Source organism: Duganella sp. GW821-FHT01E12 (genome assembly GCF_059422325.1).
In genome coordinates this window covers 21574-38452 of sequence record NZ_JBWKWR010000001.1, presented here as the reverse complement: position 1 = coordinate 38452, position 16879 = coordinate 21574, and the positions used below count along the sequence as shown (strand labels likewise).

General features: G+C 68.0%; 13 protein-coding genes. 3 read left to right on the top strand and 10 right to left on the bottom strand.

Annotated elements, in window-relative coordinates; all coding sequences use genetic code 11:
* The first annotated feature begins 62 nt into the window (after positions 1–62).
* Positions 63–2474, top strand: coding sequence for an alpha-glucosidase (gene ygjK, locus AC07WS_RS00155; protein WP_494727152.1), 2412 nt, complete (start codon positions 63–65; stop codon positions 2472–2474).
* On the opposite strand, the gene AC07WS_RS00150 is transcribed toward ygjK, so the two are convergent.
* The 8 genes from AC07WS_RS00150 to AC07WS_RS00115 form a co-directional block, all read right to left on the bottom strand.
* Positions 2416–3861 carry an amino acid permease gene (locus AC07WS_RS00150; RefSeq protein ID WP_494727151.1) on the bottom strand — a complete coding sequence of 482 codons (1446 nt, stop codon included), beginning with the start codon at positions 3859–3861 and terminating at the stop codon, positions 2416–2418. The two genes, ygjK and AC07WS_RS00150, sit on opposite strands and share 59 nt — an antisense overlap.
* 8 nt (positions 3862–3869) lie before the next feature.
* Entirely contained in the window at positions 3870–4325 is a 456-nt protein-coding gene (locus AC07WS_RS00145; RefSeq protein ID WP_494727150.1) for a beta-galactosidase subunit beta, read from the bottom strand.
* A complete protein-coding gene (ebgA, locus tag AC07WS_RS00140; protein WP_494727149.1) occupies positions 4322–7300 on the bottom strand; it encodes a beta-galactosidase subunit alpha in 2979 nt (992 codons plus the stop codon). The genes AC07WS_RS00145 and ebgA overlap by 4 nt, the downstream gene beginning before the upstream one ends.
* 3 nt (positions 7301–7303) lie before the next feature.
* On the bottom strand, positions 7304–8083 hold the full coding sequence (locus tag AC07WS_RS00135; RefSeq protein ID WP_494727148.1) for an SDR family NAD(P)-dependent oxidoreductase: 780 nt from the start codon (positions 8081–8083) through the stop codon (positions 7304–7306).
* Between the two features lie 163 nt (positions 8084–8246).
* The gene (locus AC07WS_RS00130; RefSeq protein WP_494727147.1) at positions 8247–9593 is read right to left on the bottom strand and encodes a TonB C-terminal domain-containing protein; all 1347 of its coding nucleotides are present in this window, start codon (positions 9591–9593) and stop codon (positions 8247–8249) included.
* Positions 9594–9601: 8 nt separating this feature from the next.
* A complete protein-coding gene (locus tag AC07WS_RS00125; protein ID WP_494727146.1) occupies positions 9602–11314 on the bottom strand; it encodes an Hsp70 family protein in 1713 nt (570 codons plus the stop codon).
* A 94-nt stretch (positions 11315–11408) separates the two neighbouring features.
* Complete coding sequence (locus tag AC07WS_RS00120; protein ID WP_494727145.1) at positions 11409–12398, bottom strand: GGDEF domain-containing protein; 990 nt, start codon at positions 12396–12398, stop codon at positions 11409–11411.
* Between the two features lie 76 nt (positions 12399–12474).
* Positions 12475–13860 (bottom strand): cache domain-containing protein, encoded by a 1386-nt coding sequence (locus tag AC07WS_RS00115; protein WP_494727144.1) that lies wholly within the window; start codon positions 13858–13860, stop codon positions 12475–12477.
* 334 nt (positions 13861–14194) lie between these two features.
* Between AC07WS_RS00115 and AC07WS_RS00110 the strand changes: the two genes are divergently transcribed.
* A complete protein-coding gene (locus AC07WS_RS00110) occupies positions 14195–14404 on the top strand; it encodes a hypothetical protein (RefSeq protein ID WP_494727143.1) in 210 nt (69 codons plus the stop codon).
* A gap of 2 nt (positions 14405–14406) precedes the next feature.
* On the opposite strand, the gene AC07WS_RS00105 is transcribed toward AC07WS_RS00110, so the two are convergent.
* Together AC07WS_RS00105 and AC07WS_RS00100 are read right to left on the bottom strand one after the other, a co-directional pair.
* On the bottom strand, positions 14407–14976 hold the full coding sequence (locus tag AC07WS_RS00105; protein ID WP_494727142.1) for an Hpt domain-containing protein: 570 nt from the start codon (positions 14974–14976) through the stop codon (positions 14407–14409).
* Positions 14973–15929, bottom strand: coding sequence for a CAP domain-containing protein (locus AC07WS_RS00100; RefSeq protein WP_494727141.1), 957 nt, complete (start codon positions 15927–15929; stop codon positions 14973–14975). Before AC07WS_RS00100 ends, AC07WS_RS00105 begins: the two co-directional genes overlap by 4 nt.
* 193 nt (positions 15930–16122) lie before the next feature.
* On the opposite strand from AC07WS_RS00100, the gene pssA reads away from it, so the two are divergent.
* Entirely contained in the window at positions 16123–16878 is a 756-nt protein-coding gene (gene pssA, locus AC07WS_RS00095; RefSeq protein ID WP_494728025.1) for a CDP-diacylglycerol--serine O-phosphatidyltransferase, read from the top strand.
* Position 16879: the final 1 nt, after the last annotated feature.

The following is a 16879-nucleotide window of genomic DNA, read 5'->3' as shown; positions in this document are numbered from 1 at the left end:
GCGCGACCAGCGCCTGGCCCCATCGTGTTACCCTTCCCGACAACTCGTTTTCATTCCCGCCTATGTCCTCACCTGTACGCAACCTGCTGCTGATTGCGGCATGCTCCGCCGCCTGGGCCGCGCATGCGCAAGCGCCCTCCATCAACCGATACGGCACGCCGATCGCCGTGCGCGATTTCGATGCCGAGCAAAACCAGCGCTTCAATCCGATGTTCGACGCGGGCAGCTGGCATGGCTATCTGCTGCCGGATGCGCCCGCGCTGGCTGGAACCTTCAGCGGGCCGATGGTGATCGCCGAGGAGTACAGCCTGTATATCGCTTCGGCGCTGGAGCGATTGGATCTGACCGATGGCCGCACGGGGCGCGGTTTCCGGCCGGAGCAGGCCCGTTGGACCAGCGCCGCCCATCCCGGCGTGTTGAGCCAGCGGCTGGTGTGGCCGGGATTGCAGCTGGATGTGGACCTGCATTTCGTCAGTTCCAGCAGCGCGGTTGTGCGCTACCGTTTGCGCAATACCTCCGGCCGGGCCATGTCGCTCAAGGCGCACTGGCAGGGAGACCTGATGACGCAATGGGGCAAGGACGGCACCGTGGCGGCGCGTCAGCAGGCGTGGAAACCGCAGCTGGTACGGGATGCTGGCGGCGTGAGCGTCACCTTCGGCAAAGTGCGCGATGCAGGCAATGTGATGACCAGCGGCCGTTCGCGCTACCGCATCGAGCGCAGCGTGCGTGCGCGGGACAGCGTGGACGGCCAGCACTACGACAGCATCGCCGAGCTGCCGCTGCTGCCCTCCGGCCGCCGCCAGACGATCTACAGCGCCTACAGCTACCAGCTCGATGCCGCCGCGCCTCCGCTGGCCGATGCCGCCGCTCCGCCATCGGGCGGTGCCGCAGCCCGGTCACAGGCCGCCGCTGCCGCAGCTCCGCCGCTGGCGGATGCCGCGCGCCTGGAGCGGGCCATCGCGGCGAACGGACGCCGTTGGGCGACTTGGCAAGCCAGGCTGCCCGCGTCCACGCTCGGCACCAAGGCACTGGAAACCCTGATCGGCAACTGGCGCGCGCCGCGCGGCGCCTTCCTGCATGACGCGATGGTGCCATCCACCACCGCGCGCTGGTTCAACGGCGCCTGGACCTGGGACACCTGGAAGCAAGCCTACGCACTGGCGGCCATCGATCCCGCGCTGGCCGCCAACACCGTGCGCTCCCTGTTCGACTACCAGATACAGGCCAGCGACACCGTGCGCCCGCAAGACGAGGGCATGGTTCCCGACAACGTCTTCTACAACATGGACACCGCGCGCGGCGGCGATGGCGACAACTGGAACGAGCGAGACACCAAGCCGCCACTGGCCGCATGGACGGTCTGGGAAATCTACCGCCACTCCCACGACCGCTCCTGGCTGCAGGAGATGCGCCCCAAACTGGAAGCCTATCACCGCTGGTGGTATCGCAATCGCGACCACGATCAAAACGGCCTGGCCGAATACGGCGCAACCGTCCACCCGCTGCACAACGACGACGCCGGCCAGCTGCGCTTCCGCGTCAAGCCTCTGTCGCCCGCACCGCTGGACGGCTGCGGAGCGGAGCAGGAAGGCATGCGCGATTGCCTCGGCCTCGCCGCCTACAGCCGCATCGTCGACACCGGACAATACGCAGCGATTGAACTGCCGGTACAGCAGGCCGCCGGCTACGAATCCGGCATGGACAACGCCGCGCGCTTCGGCTTCATCGAGCCGGCAGCCTTGCGGCGTTACGCGGACAAAGTCCACGCCGGCGACCTGGCCGCCGCGCGCCGCGACTGGCAGGTGCGCGTGGTGGAGAACCGCGACAAGCAAGGCAAGCTGCTGGGCTACTCCATCGACCAGGAATCGGTGGACCTGAACGCCTTCCTCTACCGCGAAAAACTGATCCTCGCCGATGTGGCGCAGGAACTGGGCGACCAAGCCGCAGCGGCCACCTGGCGCGAACAGGCGTCGCAGCTGCGAGACCTGATCAACACCAGCTTCTTCGACCCGGCCAGTGGCTTCTACTACGACCGCAAGCTGGGCGGCCAACTACTGACCATGCGCGGCCGCGGCCCCGAAGGCTGGACCGCGTTATGGGCCGGCGCCGCCGAACAACGGCAAGCCGACGCCGTGATCGCGAAAATGTTGGACCCAGAAGAATTCGGCACACCCGTCCCGATGCCGACAGCGGCCGTCTCCAACCCATCCTACGACCCGGAGATCTACTGGCGCGGCAGGGTGTGGCTGGACCAGGTCTACTTCGGCGTGGCCGGCCTGCGCAACTACGGCCGCGCCGCCGAAGCGGACGCCATCGCCGCCCGCTTCACGGCCGGCGCCGAAGGCCTGCAAGGCGACGCGCCGATCCGCGAGAACTACCACCCCATCACCGGCCGCATGCAGGGCGCCACGAACTTCAGCTGGAGCGCCGCACACCTGCTGATGCTGGCGCGGGATGCGAAACCTCGCAAGTGACAGCGATGCCGCGCTCATACAGGCGGTACTTCCACAACGCCCATCCCAGGAACAGGACCACGCCGCCCACGTTGTAGCCCAGCGTGAGCAGCAGGTTCTGCCCGGCCGGGAAGATGGCCGCGATGAAGGCGACCCCGAAGAAGGCCAGCAGCACACTGGTGATCGCCAGCCCGGCGCGGCGCGATCCCATGCGGAAGTCGCGTGGCAGATGGTCCAGCCGCAGACGCAGATGGAAGTAGGCGGCCATGATGATCAACGGCGGCAGCAACGCGGTGGCCGCCGTCATGTTGATCACCACATTGAGCAGCTGGTTCACGTTGGACGACCCCAGTGCCGGTATCACCAGCAGCGGCACCACCACACAGAATTGTATCCATGCCGCGCGTTCCGGCATGTCGTGGCGGTTCAGCGCGATGGCGCGCTCGCCGAAGATCCCCTTCGGGATTTCAGAGAACAGCGCCTTCACCGGCGCGGCGGTCCACACCATCAGCGTACCGAAGGAACCGAGCAGCATTACCGCGCCCACCAAGCGGTTCAACAGCTGCGGCGATACCTGGTGATGCGCGCCCAGCGCGCCGAACACCTGGAACACGCCGGACGTGTAGCTCAATCTGGACGCTGGCACATACAGGTTCAACACCAGCGCCGAAACCGAATACAGCACGCCGATCAGCAGACCCGCGAAGACGATGGTGCGCACAAACGTCCTGGCTCCGCCGCGCACGTCGTTCAGGAACACGCCCACCGACTCGGCGCCGCCGGCGGCAAACAGTATCCACGCCATGACGCCCATGAAGGCCCAGCTGAAGGTCGGCGTCATCGCGGCGGCGGTGACGGGCGTGGCGGGCGCCACGCCGCCCATCCAGTCGGCCAGGCTCAAACCCACGAAGCCGAACGCCATCACCAGCACCAGCGAGCTGCCGATGGAGGTCACGCGCCCAACCCACGCCGCGCCCTTGGTGGAGACCCAGGTGGCGAACGCAAACAGCACGATCGACAGCAGCACCGCCACCAGCGGTGAGAACTGGTATTCGTAGCCCAGCCAGGCGTAGGACGCGTACACGAGGATATTGGGCAGCACCGACGTGAAGTAGAACAGGTTCACGAACCAGTAGCAGTAGGCGCCGACGAAGGCCCACTTGTCGCCCATCGACGAGCGTATCCACTGATAGATACCTGACTTGGCGTCCTTGTTCAAGCTGACGAATTCCGCGATGATCAACACGTAGGGGATGAAGAAGGTCGCCGTCGCGAACAGGAAGGACGGCACGGCCACCATGCCGATGGCGATATTGCTGTTGACGACATTGCGGATGTTGAAGATCGCCGCCACCGCCATCGACAGCAGCATAAAGCGGCCGATTTTCGCGCTGCTGGAATTCACCATTGGTCTGCTCACTTGTTGTGGAAGGTGGCGCCTTCTATCGTCACCATCAGCACCATTTTGCGCAGATGGTTGGAGCCCTGCGGCTGATAGGCGTAGTCGTTGTCGAAGATGAGCAGTTGGCCGGCGCTGGCGGTGTGGTGGCGAGTGGCTTCGCCGCTGAAGGTTTCCCGGTCGGTATCGTCGCTGTACGGCGCGAGGCGCGTCAGCGACGGCTTGGGCGCGTATGCGATGGTCTCGCCGCCGGACAGGTAGTGGTGGATCTCGACGTAGCGGCGGTTGCCGGTGAAGCTGGCCGCTGCGGCGGAGTGGCCGTCCACCAGCCGGTAGACCAGCGTATCGCCGATGGAGTGGCACACGCCGGGCTTCAGCTTGGGCAGGTTGGCGATGGCTTCCAGACAGCGCTGCCACTTGCGGGCGGAGTGGTAGCGCTGGCGGAATTCGTCCACGCTGTTGAGGATAATCACAGGCGGCTCTCCTTGTTCAGCGGCGACAGGTCCACGCTGTAGCTGAACGCCTCCAGGTACACGCGATACGATTCGAGCACCTCGGAGCCCCAGGAATTGGAACCGAGTCCGCTCATCTTGTGATCGAGGTTGACGGTCCAGCAGTCCTCGTCGCGCAATTCGTTGTCGTGGCGCGTGGCCGCGATCTGCTCGGCGCTGTAAGGCCATACGCTGAAGTGGATGCCTTGCGGCGCGTCGATGCGCAGGCCGTTGCCATGGCTGTCCCGCAGCGACGCCCGTGTCACGTCCTGGCGGTTGCCGTTGTCCTGCGGCTTGGGATAGTGTTCGAACATGTTGGCCGCATTGCTGCGGTAACGGCCGATGATGCTGCATGCCTTGCTGTCCGGGTAGTTCTCGCCAGGACCACGGCCGAAATACTCGACCTGGTCCAACTGGCGGTTCAGTCCCAGCGTCATGCCTATCTTGGGAATCATGTCGCGGAAGCCGCCGTACGGTGTGCCGGACAAGGTTAGCCGCAGCTGGCCGGCGCCGTCGATGCGGTAGTGGTAGCGGCAGCGCATGCCGTAGCCCAGCACCGGCGGCGCGATCTGGCAATCGACGATGACTTCCACCGCAGCCTCGCCACGCCGCACCTCCATGCCGCGCAGATGTTCCTGCATGATGTTCAGGTGCTGCGGCAGCCACAGGGCTTCATTCTCCTGCTTGTGGTTGTCGATGCAGGGTTTGTAAAACGTCAGCTGCGGCGGGCGCGCCAGCAGCGGCGTGCCATGCGCCACCCATTCCTTGAGTTTTCCCGTGAGTTTGCAGAACACCATGTGGTAGCCATGGCCTTCGATGCGGTATTCAAGGCGATGTTCGGTCAGCGCCGGCGGCGCGCCGAGTGGCGGCTGCGGCGGCTGCACCGGCATCGACGGCAGCGCGAACTGGTACACCGCCAGTTCGTGCTGCGCTGCGCTGTAGGCGGTGGCCTGGTCGCGCACCACGCGCACGTTCAGGTAGCGCTGGCCGCCACCCGCCGGCGGCTCGGGGATGCGGAGCTCCTGCTTTTGCCCCGGCGGCAGCGGCGACAGCGGCACGCGCTGCAATCGAAGCGCTTCGCCATCGGCCCTGGTTTCCACCAGCAGCGTGATGCAATCGAGGCTGCTGAACCAGTGACGGTTCTCCACTTCCAGCCTGCCGGCGGCGGCGTCGATGGCGCGCACCTTCACCGGCGCGATCACCTGCTTGTACTCGCGCAGGCCGGGGCCGGGCCGCTGGTCGGGATAGACCAGGCCATCGCAGCAGAAATTGCCACTGTTCGGATAGTCGCCGTAGTCGCCGCCGAAGGCGTAGAAGGGACGGCCCGCCACCTCCGGTTGCAGGATGGCGTGGTCGCACCACTCCCACAGGTAGTGGCCCTGCAGGTGCGGATGGCGGTCCATCACGGCCTGGTACTCGCTCAGGCCTCCCGGCCCGTTGCCCATCGCGTGCGCGTATTCGCACAGGATGCGCGGCTTGGCCATCGGGTATTCGCCGAAGGCGTTCATCATCTGCACGCGCGAGTACATGGTGCTGACCACGTCGCACACTTCGGCGTCGCGGTCTTCCTCGTAGTGGATCAGGCGCGTGGGGTCGATCTGCCGGCAGAGCGCCGCCATTGCGCGGATATTGCAGCCGTACCCGGACTCGTTCCCCAGCGACCAGATGATGATCGACGGGTGGTTCTTCTGCGCGTGGACGTGGCGTTCGATGCGGTCGACAAAGGCCGGCTCCCACGCCGGGTCGTCGGTGATCCGACTGAGGTTGCCGACGTTGACGAATCCGTGCGTCTCCACGTCCGTCTCGGCCATCACGAACAGACCGTACTGGTCGCACAGTTCGTAGAAGCGCGGATCGTTGGGGTAGTGCGCCGTGCGCACCGAGTTGATGTTGTGCTGCTTCATCAGCACGATATCCTGCTCGACGCGCGCCATCGTCACGGCGCGGCCCCGCAGGTGGTCGTTGTCGTGCCGGTTCACGCCGTGCAGCTTCAGATAGCGGCCGTTCACGTACATCAGACCATCGACCACGCTCACCTCGCGGAAGCCCACGCGCAGCGGCACGATCTCCAGCAGTTCGTCGTCGGCGTCGTACAGGCTGATTTCGAGGCGGTACAGGTACGGATCTTCGGCGTTCCACTGGTGCGGCGCGGGTACGTCCACCTCCCACGACAACGCAGTGCCTCCGCCGTGCAGCAGCTGGCGCGGGCCGTCGTACAGCGCCCAGTCGATCCGGTAGCCGCCTTGCGCCGAGACGGCGAGCGCGCAGGACAGGCGCGCATCGCGGCAGGCGTCGTCGAAGCGGGTCCGCACGCACACGTCCTGCACGTGGATGGCGCCTTTGCCGATCAGGTAGACGTCGCGGAATATGCCGGCGGTCCACCACATGTCCTGGTCTTCGAGGTAGCTGGAATCGGCCCATTGCAGCACGCGCACGCTGAGCAGGTTCTCGCCGTCCACCAGCAGCGCGGTGATGTCGAATTCCGCCGCCAGCCGGCTGCCCTTGCTCATGCCGGCATACTTGCCGTTGACGTGGATTTCGAAGTAGGTCTCGACGCCGTCGAAGCGCAGGATCACGCGCTGGCCGCGCCACTCCGGGCCCAGCGTCCAGCGGCGCTGGTAGGCGCCGGTCGGATTCGCCGACGGCACGTAGGGTGGATCGACCGGGAAGGGCATGCCGTCGTCGGTGTACTGCAGCTGGCCGTGGCCCTGCAGCTGCCACATGCCGGGCACCTCGATGCCGCCCCAGTGCGCCATGTACTCGCTGTAGAACTGCGCCGGCACTTCAAGCGGATGGCCGAAGTAGGCGAAGCGCCACGAGCCGCTCAGCGACAGGAAGCGGCGGCTGCGTTCGCGCTCGAAGCTGCGCGCCGATTCGGCGTCGGCGTAGGCAAAGAAGTAGGCGTGCGGAGGCAGCCGGTGTTCCTCCAGCAGCTGGGGGTTCTCCCACTTGTTCACGGTTTATGCCGATCCGGCCAGGCCGCCGCCGTCCACCACCAGCGCGTCGCCGGTGACGAAGGAGGCGCGATCCGATGCGAGGAACAGCACCGCCTGCGCGATCTCGCGCGGCTGGCCCACGCGCATCAAAGGCCGTCCCGCGCCCGCCGCCACCAGCGCGGTTTCCTCAAGCCCCAGCTGCTGCGCTTCGTTGCGCAGCATGGGCGTGTCGGTGTCGCCGGGGCAGACGCAGTTGACGCGGATGTTCTGCGGGCCGTGGTCCACCGCCATCGCCTTGGTCAGTATCACCACCGCGCCCTTGGAGGCGCAGTAGGACACGGCGTCCTTGCCGCCCACCAGCCCCCAGCCGGAGGCGGTGTTGATGATGCTGCCGCCGCCTTGCCGCTGCATCACCGGCACCGCGTATTTGCACATCAGGAAAATCGATTTGACGTTGACCGCCATGACCTGGTCCCATTCCTGTTCGGTGGTGTCGATCACGTTGGCGCGGCGGGTGATGCCGGCGTTGTTGAACAGGACGTCGAGCCGGCCGTAGCGCGACACGGCCGCCGCCACCGCCGCCGCGCAGTCGGCGGCCACGGCGACGTCGGTGCGTATGAAGGAGGCGCGCGCGCCGCTTGCCGTCAGCGCCGCCGCCGCCAGCTCGCCGGCGGCGCCGTCGCGGTCGGCGATCAGCACTGTGGCGCCTTCGCGCGCGAACAACTCCGCCGTGGCGCGGCCGATGCCGGACGCGCCTCCCGTCACCAATGCCACCTTGCCTGCCAGTTCGCCTTGCTGATGCATGTGCCGTCTCCATTTTATGGGTTATGCACTATGTTGCCCTCATTTCGGCCGCGGTGACAAATGAAACCTCTGCATGGCATGCATAAGGCCAGCTAATGCGTTGAACGCCGTCGCGCCCAAGGGCAGGCATGCACGCAGTTGATGGATGGAATAGCCGGAAGGACTATCCCTTCGACGGGATGGTGAACGACACTTCGAATTTTCTCGGCGTCTCCGGCGGGAACGGGACGGACTGGCGTATCGCCTTGGCGGCGGCGTCGTCATAGGCGGAGCTATCCGATGTTCTGAGCATGTTCAGCATAATGATCTCGCCATTGTGGTCCAAGTCCACACGGAAGTTCACTTGATGCGGGCCGTCGCCGGGCGGGTGCACCGGAAGCCGCGGTATCCTGGCTTCGATGGCTTGCACTTGATAGGGCGTCAGGCGCGGCGGCAGGTCCGCCTGCAGCGCTTCGATGATGGACGGCTCGGCTTGCGGCGGTGGCGGTGGCGTGTCTGGTCCCGAATAATTGCTGAATGCGATACGCACCATGTTGATGACGAAGATCGCGGCGGCCCAGGTCTGCCACGCTATCGGGCCTTTGGTTCTGGTGGCTTCGGGCGGGCGCTTTTTCTGCTGCTGCGGTAGTTGTTGATGGCATGTGCGCCAGTGCTCAACCGTCTTCAGGTCGGCCATCATCGAAAGCCAGACGGGGAAGTAGTTGCTCAGGATGTCCAGATAGGGCATGTCGTCCTGCAGCTGGTTGCTGGTCGGTTCGCCGGCGTTGCGCAGCCGCGCGATGATGGAACGATGGATCGCTTGCTGGGATTCCGGCAGCGTCTCGAAGCCTTCGTTTTCCCGGATCGCCTGGTCCAACAGCCTGCCGGGCTGGCCAAGCTGCGCCAGCCGACGCGAGTCTTCGGACCAGTGAAAGACCTGTACGGCGACGGGAAACAGCATCTCGTTGCCTGGGCGCCAGCCGTCGGCCAGCCAGTGGGCGATGTGCGATTCGAACATGGCGCGCGCGGTCAGGTTCAGCAAGCGGTCGTCGTCCAGGCAGCCTTGCAGCGCGGCTTGCCAGCGTGTCAGGTATTGGCCGGGATGATCCCGCTCCAGCGCCGTCGCCGTCTCGATGAATTCGTTGAAGACCGTCAGGCCGCAGCGGCGCGGGTCGTTGTCCGGTGTGGCGTTCGGTGCTGGGCCGGTAGGGATTCCGGTAGGCGGCGTCGGGCCTAACATCACCGGGGTGCGGGGCAGGGCGAAGCTCACGACCGGCGGAGCAGGCTGGGCCACTGGCACCGGCACCGGCACCGGCACAGGCATCGCCACCGGTCCAGGCACCGCCGACGAGGCTTGGTGGCTGGCCCATTGCAGCGCCGCCTCGTAGGCTTCGCGCAGCGCCTGGAAGCCGGCCGCATCCCGCTCCTGGTCGATCAGTTTCAGTTCGCGCGCGTAGGCGCGGCGGATGCTGCGGGCGTCGGCGTCGTCCTCCAGGCCCAGCCGGTACAGAAAGGGGATCGTATCGCGCATGGCCGGCCTCAATCGTCGGAATGGAGCATGCTGTGCCGCTCCAGTTCGTCGAGCAGCTGGGCGAATGCCAGGCTGGCCGGGAGACACTGGTGCTTGTCCTGGCTCTCCAGCGCCTGTTCGAAGCGCACGATCTGCACGCCCAGGTGCTGGCGGGCGTCGCCGCGCAGCTGCTGGTAGAGCCGCTCGCCGCGCGCCAGCAGCGTGCGGTGCTCCATCTGGTCGCGTGGATGGATCTTCAGCGCCGACAGCGCGGCGAAGCGCTGGGCGATCTCCTCGTCCGACAGCAGGCCGGGATTGCCTGCGATGAGCAGCGACACGGTGTCGCCGGTCTTGAGGATGGTCGCCTCCACTTGCAGCAGGCCGTTCACGTCGTAGGTGAAGCGCACGTCGACGCCGCATTCGTCGCGCTCGCCGTCGGGCAAGTCGATCAACAACTCGCCCAGCTTGATATTGTCCGCCGCCATGCGGGCCTCGCCCTGGTACACATTGATGTGCAGCTGGGGCTGGCCATCGTGCAGCGGGAAGTAGCGCTTGACCCGGCTGACCGGCACCACGCTGTTGCGCTCGATGATAGGGTCGAAATGGCCGTGCGAGTAGCTGGCCTGGGTCACGCGCAGCGAGGTGTCTATGCCGAGCGAATACGGCGACACGTCGGTCATCACCACTTCGTCCAGCGCCGCGTCCTTGGCCTTGAGGCCGGCCTGCACCGCCGCGCCCAGCGCCACCACCTCGTCCGGGTTGATCTCGCAGGCGGGGAGGCGGCCGAACATGCGCGCCACCAGGCGCCGCACCATCGGCATGCGGGTGGCGCCGCCGGCCAGCACGACGTTGTCCAGTTCCGCGCTCGGCAGCTGGGCGTCGCGCAGCGCCCGTTCGACCGGATCGCGCAGGCGCGCCAGCAGCGGGGCGCAGAATTTTTCGAACGCGGCCTCGTCGAGCTCCATCGCGAAATCCGCGCCGTTGTCGCTGATGCGTATCGTGGCGCTGGACGATGTGCTCAGCGCGCGCTTGGCCGCCTCCACCTGCGCGCCCAGGCGCTGCATGAAGCCGGCGTCGTTCTTGTAGTGCGGCGACATCTTGTTGTGCTCGAAGAAGCGCTCGACCACGCAGGCCACGAAGTCTTCGCCGCCCAGGTAGTTGTCGCCGGCCGAGGCCCGCACTTCCATCACGTTGTCGAACAGGTCCAGCACCGAGACGTCGAAGGTGCCGCCGCCCAGGTCGAACACCAGGAACTTGGTCTCGCTGTCGCGCAGGTGGATGCCGTAGGCCAGCGCGGCGGCGGTGGGCTCGTTGAGCAGGCGCTCGACCTTCAGGCCCGCCAGCTGGCCGGCCGCGCGCGTGGCCTTGCGCTGGGCGTCGGAGAAGTAGGCGGGCACGGTGATGACCGCCTCGGTGACCTGGCGGCCCAGCGCGGCCTCGGCGTCGGCCTTCAGCGCGCGCAGGATCAGCGCCGACAATTCCTCCGGCCGGAAGCCGCGCTGGCCCAGGGTGATCAGCCGGTCGCTGCCCATGTGGCGCTTGAAGGCGGCGGTGCTGAGGCGGGGGTGGGTCTGCAGGCGTTCGCGCGCGGCGCGCCCGACCAGGATGCTGCCGTCGTCGTCGATGCTGACGCACGACGGCGTCAGCACCTCGCCCAGGCTGTTCGGTATCAGGCGGGCGACGCCGTCTTCCCATACCGCGACGAGGCTATTGGTGGTGCCGAGGTCTATCCCAACGATCATGTGCTGTCCCTGCTGCCGCGTAAAATAATGTTGCCAAGCGGAATCATACAGCAGAAGGCGCGATGTTGGTAATTTGCCAGCGTTTCCGGCGCCGTCAGGCGGCGTTTTCCGCCGGCCGGTCGACGATCACGCAGTCGCGGCCGGCGCGCTTGGCGGCGTACAGGCAGGCGTCGGCGGCGGCCAGCATGGTGGCCGCGTCGAACAGGCGCTGCTTGTCGTAGCTGGCCACGCCGATGCTCATCGTCACGTGCGGGCGGGTGGCGGCCGGCGCGTGGGTGATCGCCAGCGCGGCGATGCGGGCGCGGATCGCCTCGGCGTGCCGGGCCGCCTGCTCGGGGCCGGTGTCCGGCAGCACGGCGGCGAACTCCTCGCCGCCGTAGCGCGCCGCCAGGTCGGCCGGCCGCTGCAGCATGGCGGCGAACGCTTCGGCCACCAGGGTCAGGCAGGCATCGCCCTGCTGGTGGCCGAAGTGGTCGTTGTAGGCCTTGAAGGAATCGATGTCCATCAGCAGCAGCGACAGCTGGCCGTTGTTGCGCTGGGCGCGGCGCAGCTCGCGGTCCAGCGCGACGTCGAAGTGGCGGCGGTTGGCGATGCCGGTCAGGCCGTCCACGTAGGATTGCGCGCGCAGCGCCTCGGCCTGGCCGCGCAGCTGGCGCTCGCGGCCGACGGTGGTGCTGATGTCGCTCACCTCGATCAGGCAGAAACGCTCCCTGCCCTCGGTGAAGGGCGTCACCGACACCGCCTGCTCGACGCGCTCGCCGCCCCAGGTGCCGGCCGGGTACAGCGGGAAGGGCGAGCGGTTCAGCGCCGGCGACAGCTGCTGCGGCAGATTGCTCTGCATCGCGCTGTGTACCGCCTGCTCCAGGCGCTGGCCGCGCAGCTCGGGGAACAGCTCGAACAGCGCGCTGCCCTGCACGCGGTGGGCGGACAGGCCGGAGTGGCTGGCCAGCCATTGGTTCCACATCACGACGCGGCCGCCGGCGTCGAGCACCATCAGGCCCAGGTTGGCCAGCGCGAGCACGCGGCCGGACAGGTGGGCGTGGCTGCCAACGGCAGGCTGGGTGGCGGTGGGGTTTGCTTGCATGGGCTGGGTTCCTGGCATGACCGTGTGGTGACCGTGTAATGTGCCACGATTATAAGCGCTGCCGGGCCGGCGCAGCTCATTGCGGCGCCGCCAGCGGCAGGCGCAGGTGGAAGCTGGCGCCGCCGTCGATCACGCTGAACAGCACGGCGTCGCCGGCGCGCGCGCAACGCAGCACGATCACGCCGTCCGAGTCCGGCGGCGCGGGCCGGGCGTCGCAGGCGTTCATCAGCAGCTGGATCAGCACCTGCCGCAGCTGCAACGGATCGCCCCGGATCGCCAGCGGCTCGGCGTCCAGTTCGGCGCGCACGGTCAGGCCGCGCTGGATCAGCTCGTTGCGCGCGAGGCGCATCACGCTGTGCACCAGCTCGTGCACGTCGAGCCGCTGGCGCTCGATGATGGCGCCGGCGCGCTGGTCCTCGGCCACGATGCCGGCCAGGATCTGGTCCACTTCGGCCAGGCCGGGCGCCGGCTGGGCCAGGCTGGCGACGGCGCCCACCGCGCGCGCCGGCTCCACCAGCGCCTGCCCCGAGCGGGCGATGCGGCCGCCCAGCAGCCACGCCAGGCCCAGGCCGGCGGCCAGCGCGGCGGCCGACGCCGACACCAGCCAGGCCAGCGTGCCGTACTGCCGGGCCGTCAGCTCGGCGCCGGGGATGGCCAGCATGGCGGTCCAGCCGGTGCGCGGCGAGCGGCTGTAGACCACGTAGGCGTCCCGGCCGTCCAGCGCGCGCGTGGCCAGGCCCGATTCGCTGGCGCCGGCCAGCTGCTGGCGCAGCGCGGCGCCGGCTTGCCGGCCGGCGTAGGCGGCCAGTTCGTGGCTGCGGGTGACCACCCGGCCTTCGGTGTCGAGCACGCTGGCGCGCCAGCTGTCGGGCAGCTTCTGCTCGCTCAGCACGTGCAGCAGGCGATCCGGCGTGTAGATGGCGTTGAGCGTCATGACCACGGCGCCGTCGCGCAGCACCGGCACGCCGACGCTGAAGATGGGCTTGCCGTTGAGCGGGCCGATGAACATGTCGGACACGCCCGGCCGGCCGCTGGCCAGGATGCGCTGCAGCAGCGGCGCCCGCCCCAGTCGCGCCAGCGGCGCGCCGTACGGGCGGCGGGTCGACAGCAGCAGCGTGCCGTCGGTGTCGAGCAGCACGATGCTGTCGGCGCCCAGCCGCCCGGCCAGCGCGGCGGCGTGCGGGTGGAAGGCGCGCAAGTCCTGGTCGCGCAGCAGCGTGGAGCTGCTCAGCGTCTGCAGCGCCAGCTGGGCGCTTTCGATGTCGCGCTCGGTGGCGGCGCCGATGGCGCGGGCGCGCGCCACGGCGCTGTCGATCAGCTGTGTCCGTTCCTTGTGGTAGAAGTCGACGATCAGGCAGGCGGCGGCCATGGCCACCGGCACGATGCAGGCGAGTACCAGCAGTGCCAGGCTGGCGCGCACGCCGGGAGCGTGTGGCCGGTGCGGGGCGGGCGCGGGTGTCATGGCGGCGGCTTGCTTATCGGCGGCGTCGGATCGGCGGGGGGATGGTCCGATTGTAAGGATTATCGCCGCCGCTGCCAACGCCGGCCCGGCCGAAGCGCGGCCGATTGTTGCCGGTTGGACTCACTATCATTTTCGACTTTTCCATTAAAAAATATTTCCTCATTCGGCGGGGCGCGGCGCGGGTTCGCCGGGCGTGGTTTTTTGGCGTTTCGGCGCATCGGGCGGCCACGCCGAACCTGCTATCATGGATTGGTTGAGAATTCTCATGCGTGGGATATTCCGCTGAAGTAATCTTGCAACGTTGACCTGTGCTTTGCCTGGAAAGGAGGCGATCGTGGAACCGACACAAGAGAGCGTACCGGACGATGGCGCCGGCGCGGCGCCGCCCGCCACGGCCGCCGCGGCCGCCGCCGCCCGCACCCGCCACAGCCTGCCTCCCAAGGGCGCCTGCTGGTACTGCGACAAGCCGTTGGACAATGTGCGCCGCTTCTGCGACAAGGAGTGCGCCGACGCCTTCGACGAGGAAAAGGAATACACCCGCTGAATTCAGGGCGCGCCGTCCCGCAGCCGCGCCAGCGCCGTTTCGAAATCGAACTGGTGCGCCGCCGCCGTCACCTGCTCGAACACCGCCACCCCCAGGCCGGCCGCCAGCGCCGTCGCCGACTGTTCCAGCACATCGATCGCCGCTCCATCGCCGTCATCGAGCAGGCGCGCCAGCTGCCGCACCAGCGCGCGCGCGCCCGGCGCCGGACGCGCGGGCGCGGCCGGCACCTCCTGCGGCGCCTCGGCCGCCAGCAGCGCGCCGGTCTCGGCCAGCAGCCGCTCCATCGCCAGCTCCAGCGGCGCCAGCGGCGCGGCGCAGCCGCAGGCCTCCAGCGCTCCCGCCAGCCGCAGCACCTGCTGCGCGCCTATCATGCCGGCCGCGCCCTTGAGCGTGTGGACGATGCGCAGCGCGCCGGCCGTGTCGCCGGCCGCCAGCGCCGCGCCGGTCTCGGCCGCGGCGGCGCGGTAGCGCTGGCGGAAGCGGCGCAGGATGTGCAGGTACAGCGTGTAGTCGCCCATCAGCTGCTGCAGCCCGGCGGCCACGTGCAGCACCTCGTCGTCGGCCGGATTCATCGCGTGGTGAAGGACCAGTTGCGGGTGACCGGCACGCCGGCCACCAGGCCGCTGAAGCTGACGTCGTAGACGGTGGCGCTCTTGAGCGGCGCCAGCGGGATGATGGCGGCCACCGTCTCGCCGGTGGCGGCGTCGGTGGCGTGGCTGAGCAGGCGCACGCTGAGCGCGGCGCCGCCGCGCGGCGCCACCGCGAAGCTTTGCACGACGACGCCGACGCCGTCGCGGATGGTGTCGGAGTGGACGCTGATCGGGTAGCCGACCTCGTTCTGGTTGGGCACCGGATCGGGCGATTCGCTGTCGCTGAAGAAGTTGGTGGGCACGCCGGTCTGGTTGGCGGCCGGGTAGGTGACCACGCGGCCCGCACCCAGCCCGGCGCCGTAGCCGCCGACCGCGGTCAGGTCGGCGGTGAAGTAGGTGTAGTTGGCGCTGGTGGTCGCGGCGCCCGTGCCCACCTCCTTGAACACCGGCTCGAACATCACGAAGCGGTGGTAGATGGCCGTGATCAGTTCCTCGGCCTGGTAGAAGCCGGAGGCGTTGCCGGTGGCGGAGATGACTTCGCCGATGGCGTACGGCAGCGGGGTCGCGTAGCCGGCGTTGGTCAGGCGGTCGAGCAGCTTGACGCCGGTGAAGCCGGGCAGGCCGGGCGTCTGTTCGTGGGTGACGGTGTTGTTCAGGCGCTGGTAGTCGGAATGGCCCTGGGCGGCGGCGTCGATGCGGGCGTTGCGCGCCAGCGTGGACAGGCCCAGTTGCGCGCGCCGGTAGTTGATCCAGTTGTAGCCGTCCAGCGCGGTGTTGCCGGTGAAGGCGGGCGCGCCGGGCGACTGGGTCAGGTCGGGCGGCGTGACGGTGGCGGCGGTGCTGGCGCCGCCACCGCCGCCGCCGCAGGCCGACAGCAGCAGCGCGAGCAGCAAGGGGGGCAGCAAGAGGACGCTGCGTCGGCGGTGAGTATCCATGAAAACTCCTGTGCGTTGGGCCGCCGGCCTTGGCTGGCTGTTCCAATTCTATGCCAGATTTCGGTTCGGCAGCATCCGGTAGGTGCAAAGAGGGCGTGCGGTTAAAATGGTAAGCTTGCCGTTTGCCGCCTGGGTTGAAAACGCGGTACTTTTTTTGATTGCCTCCAATTTGAAGCCATTACACCATGCGCGCGTGCAGCGCGCCAAGTTCGCCCTGCCCAGCCTGGTCACCCTGATGTCCATCGCCTGCGGCTTCGGCAGCATCGTCATCTCGGTCGACAACGCCCTGATCGGCTCCGCCCACGACTACCGCCTGGCCGCCGTGCTGCTGGTGCTGGCCGGCGTATTCGACGCGCTCGACGGCATGGTGGCGCGCGCCACCAACACCTCGTCCGAGTTCGGCATGCAGCTCGATTCCATCGCCGACGTGATGAACTTCGGCTGCGCGCCGGGCCTGCTGCTGTACTGCTACGGCTTCGTGCAGCTGGGCGCGCACGAGCCCACGCTGCTGCGGCTGGGCGGCATCGCCAGCTTCTTCTTCGTGGCCTGCGGCGCGCTGCGGCTGGCGCGCTTCAACGTCAACGTGGGCCGCACCGACCCGCGCTATTTCGTCGGCATACCGATCACGGCGGGCGCGGCCTGCGTGGCCTCGGTGGTGGTGGCCTGGCCCGACCCGGCCGCCAGCACGCTGCACGCCGGCCTGGTGGTGGCGCTGTTGTTCGCGGTGGGCGGCCTGATGGTGTCGACCGTGCGCTTCCCCAGCTCCAAGCAAAAGAAGAGCCTGGCCGCGCTGCTGGTGCTGCTGGTGAACCTGGGCCTGCTGGCCTGGCTGCAGACCCTGTACTTCGTGCTGTTCTTCGCCGTCTACATCGCCGCCACGCTGGCGCTGAACCTGGCGTGGAAGTGCGGCTGGCGCGGCATCGCGCCGCCGCTGGTCTACCACGACTGAG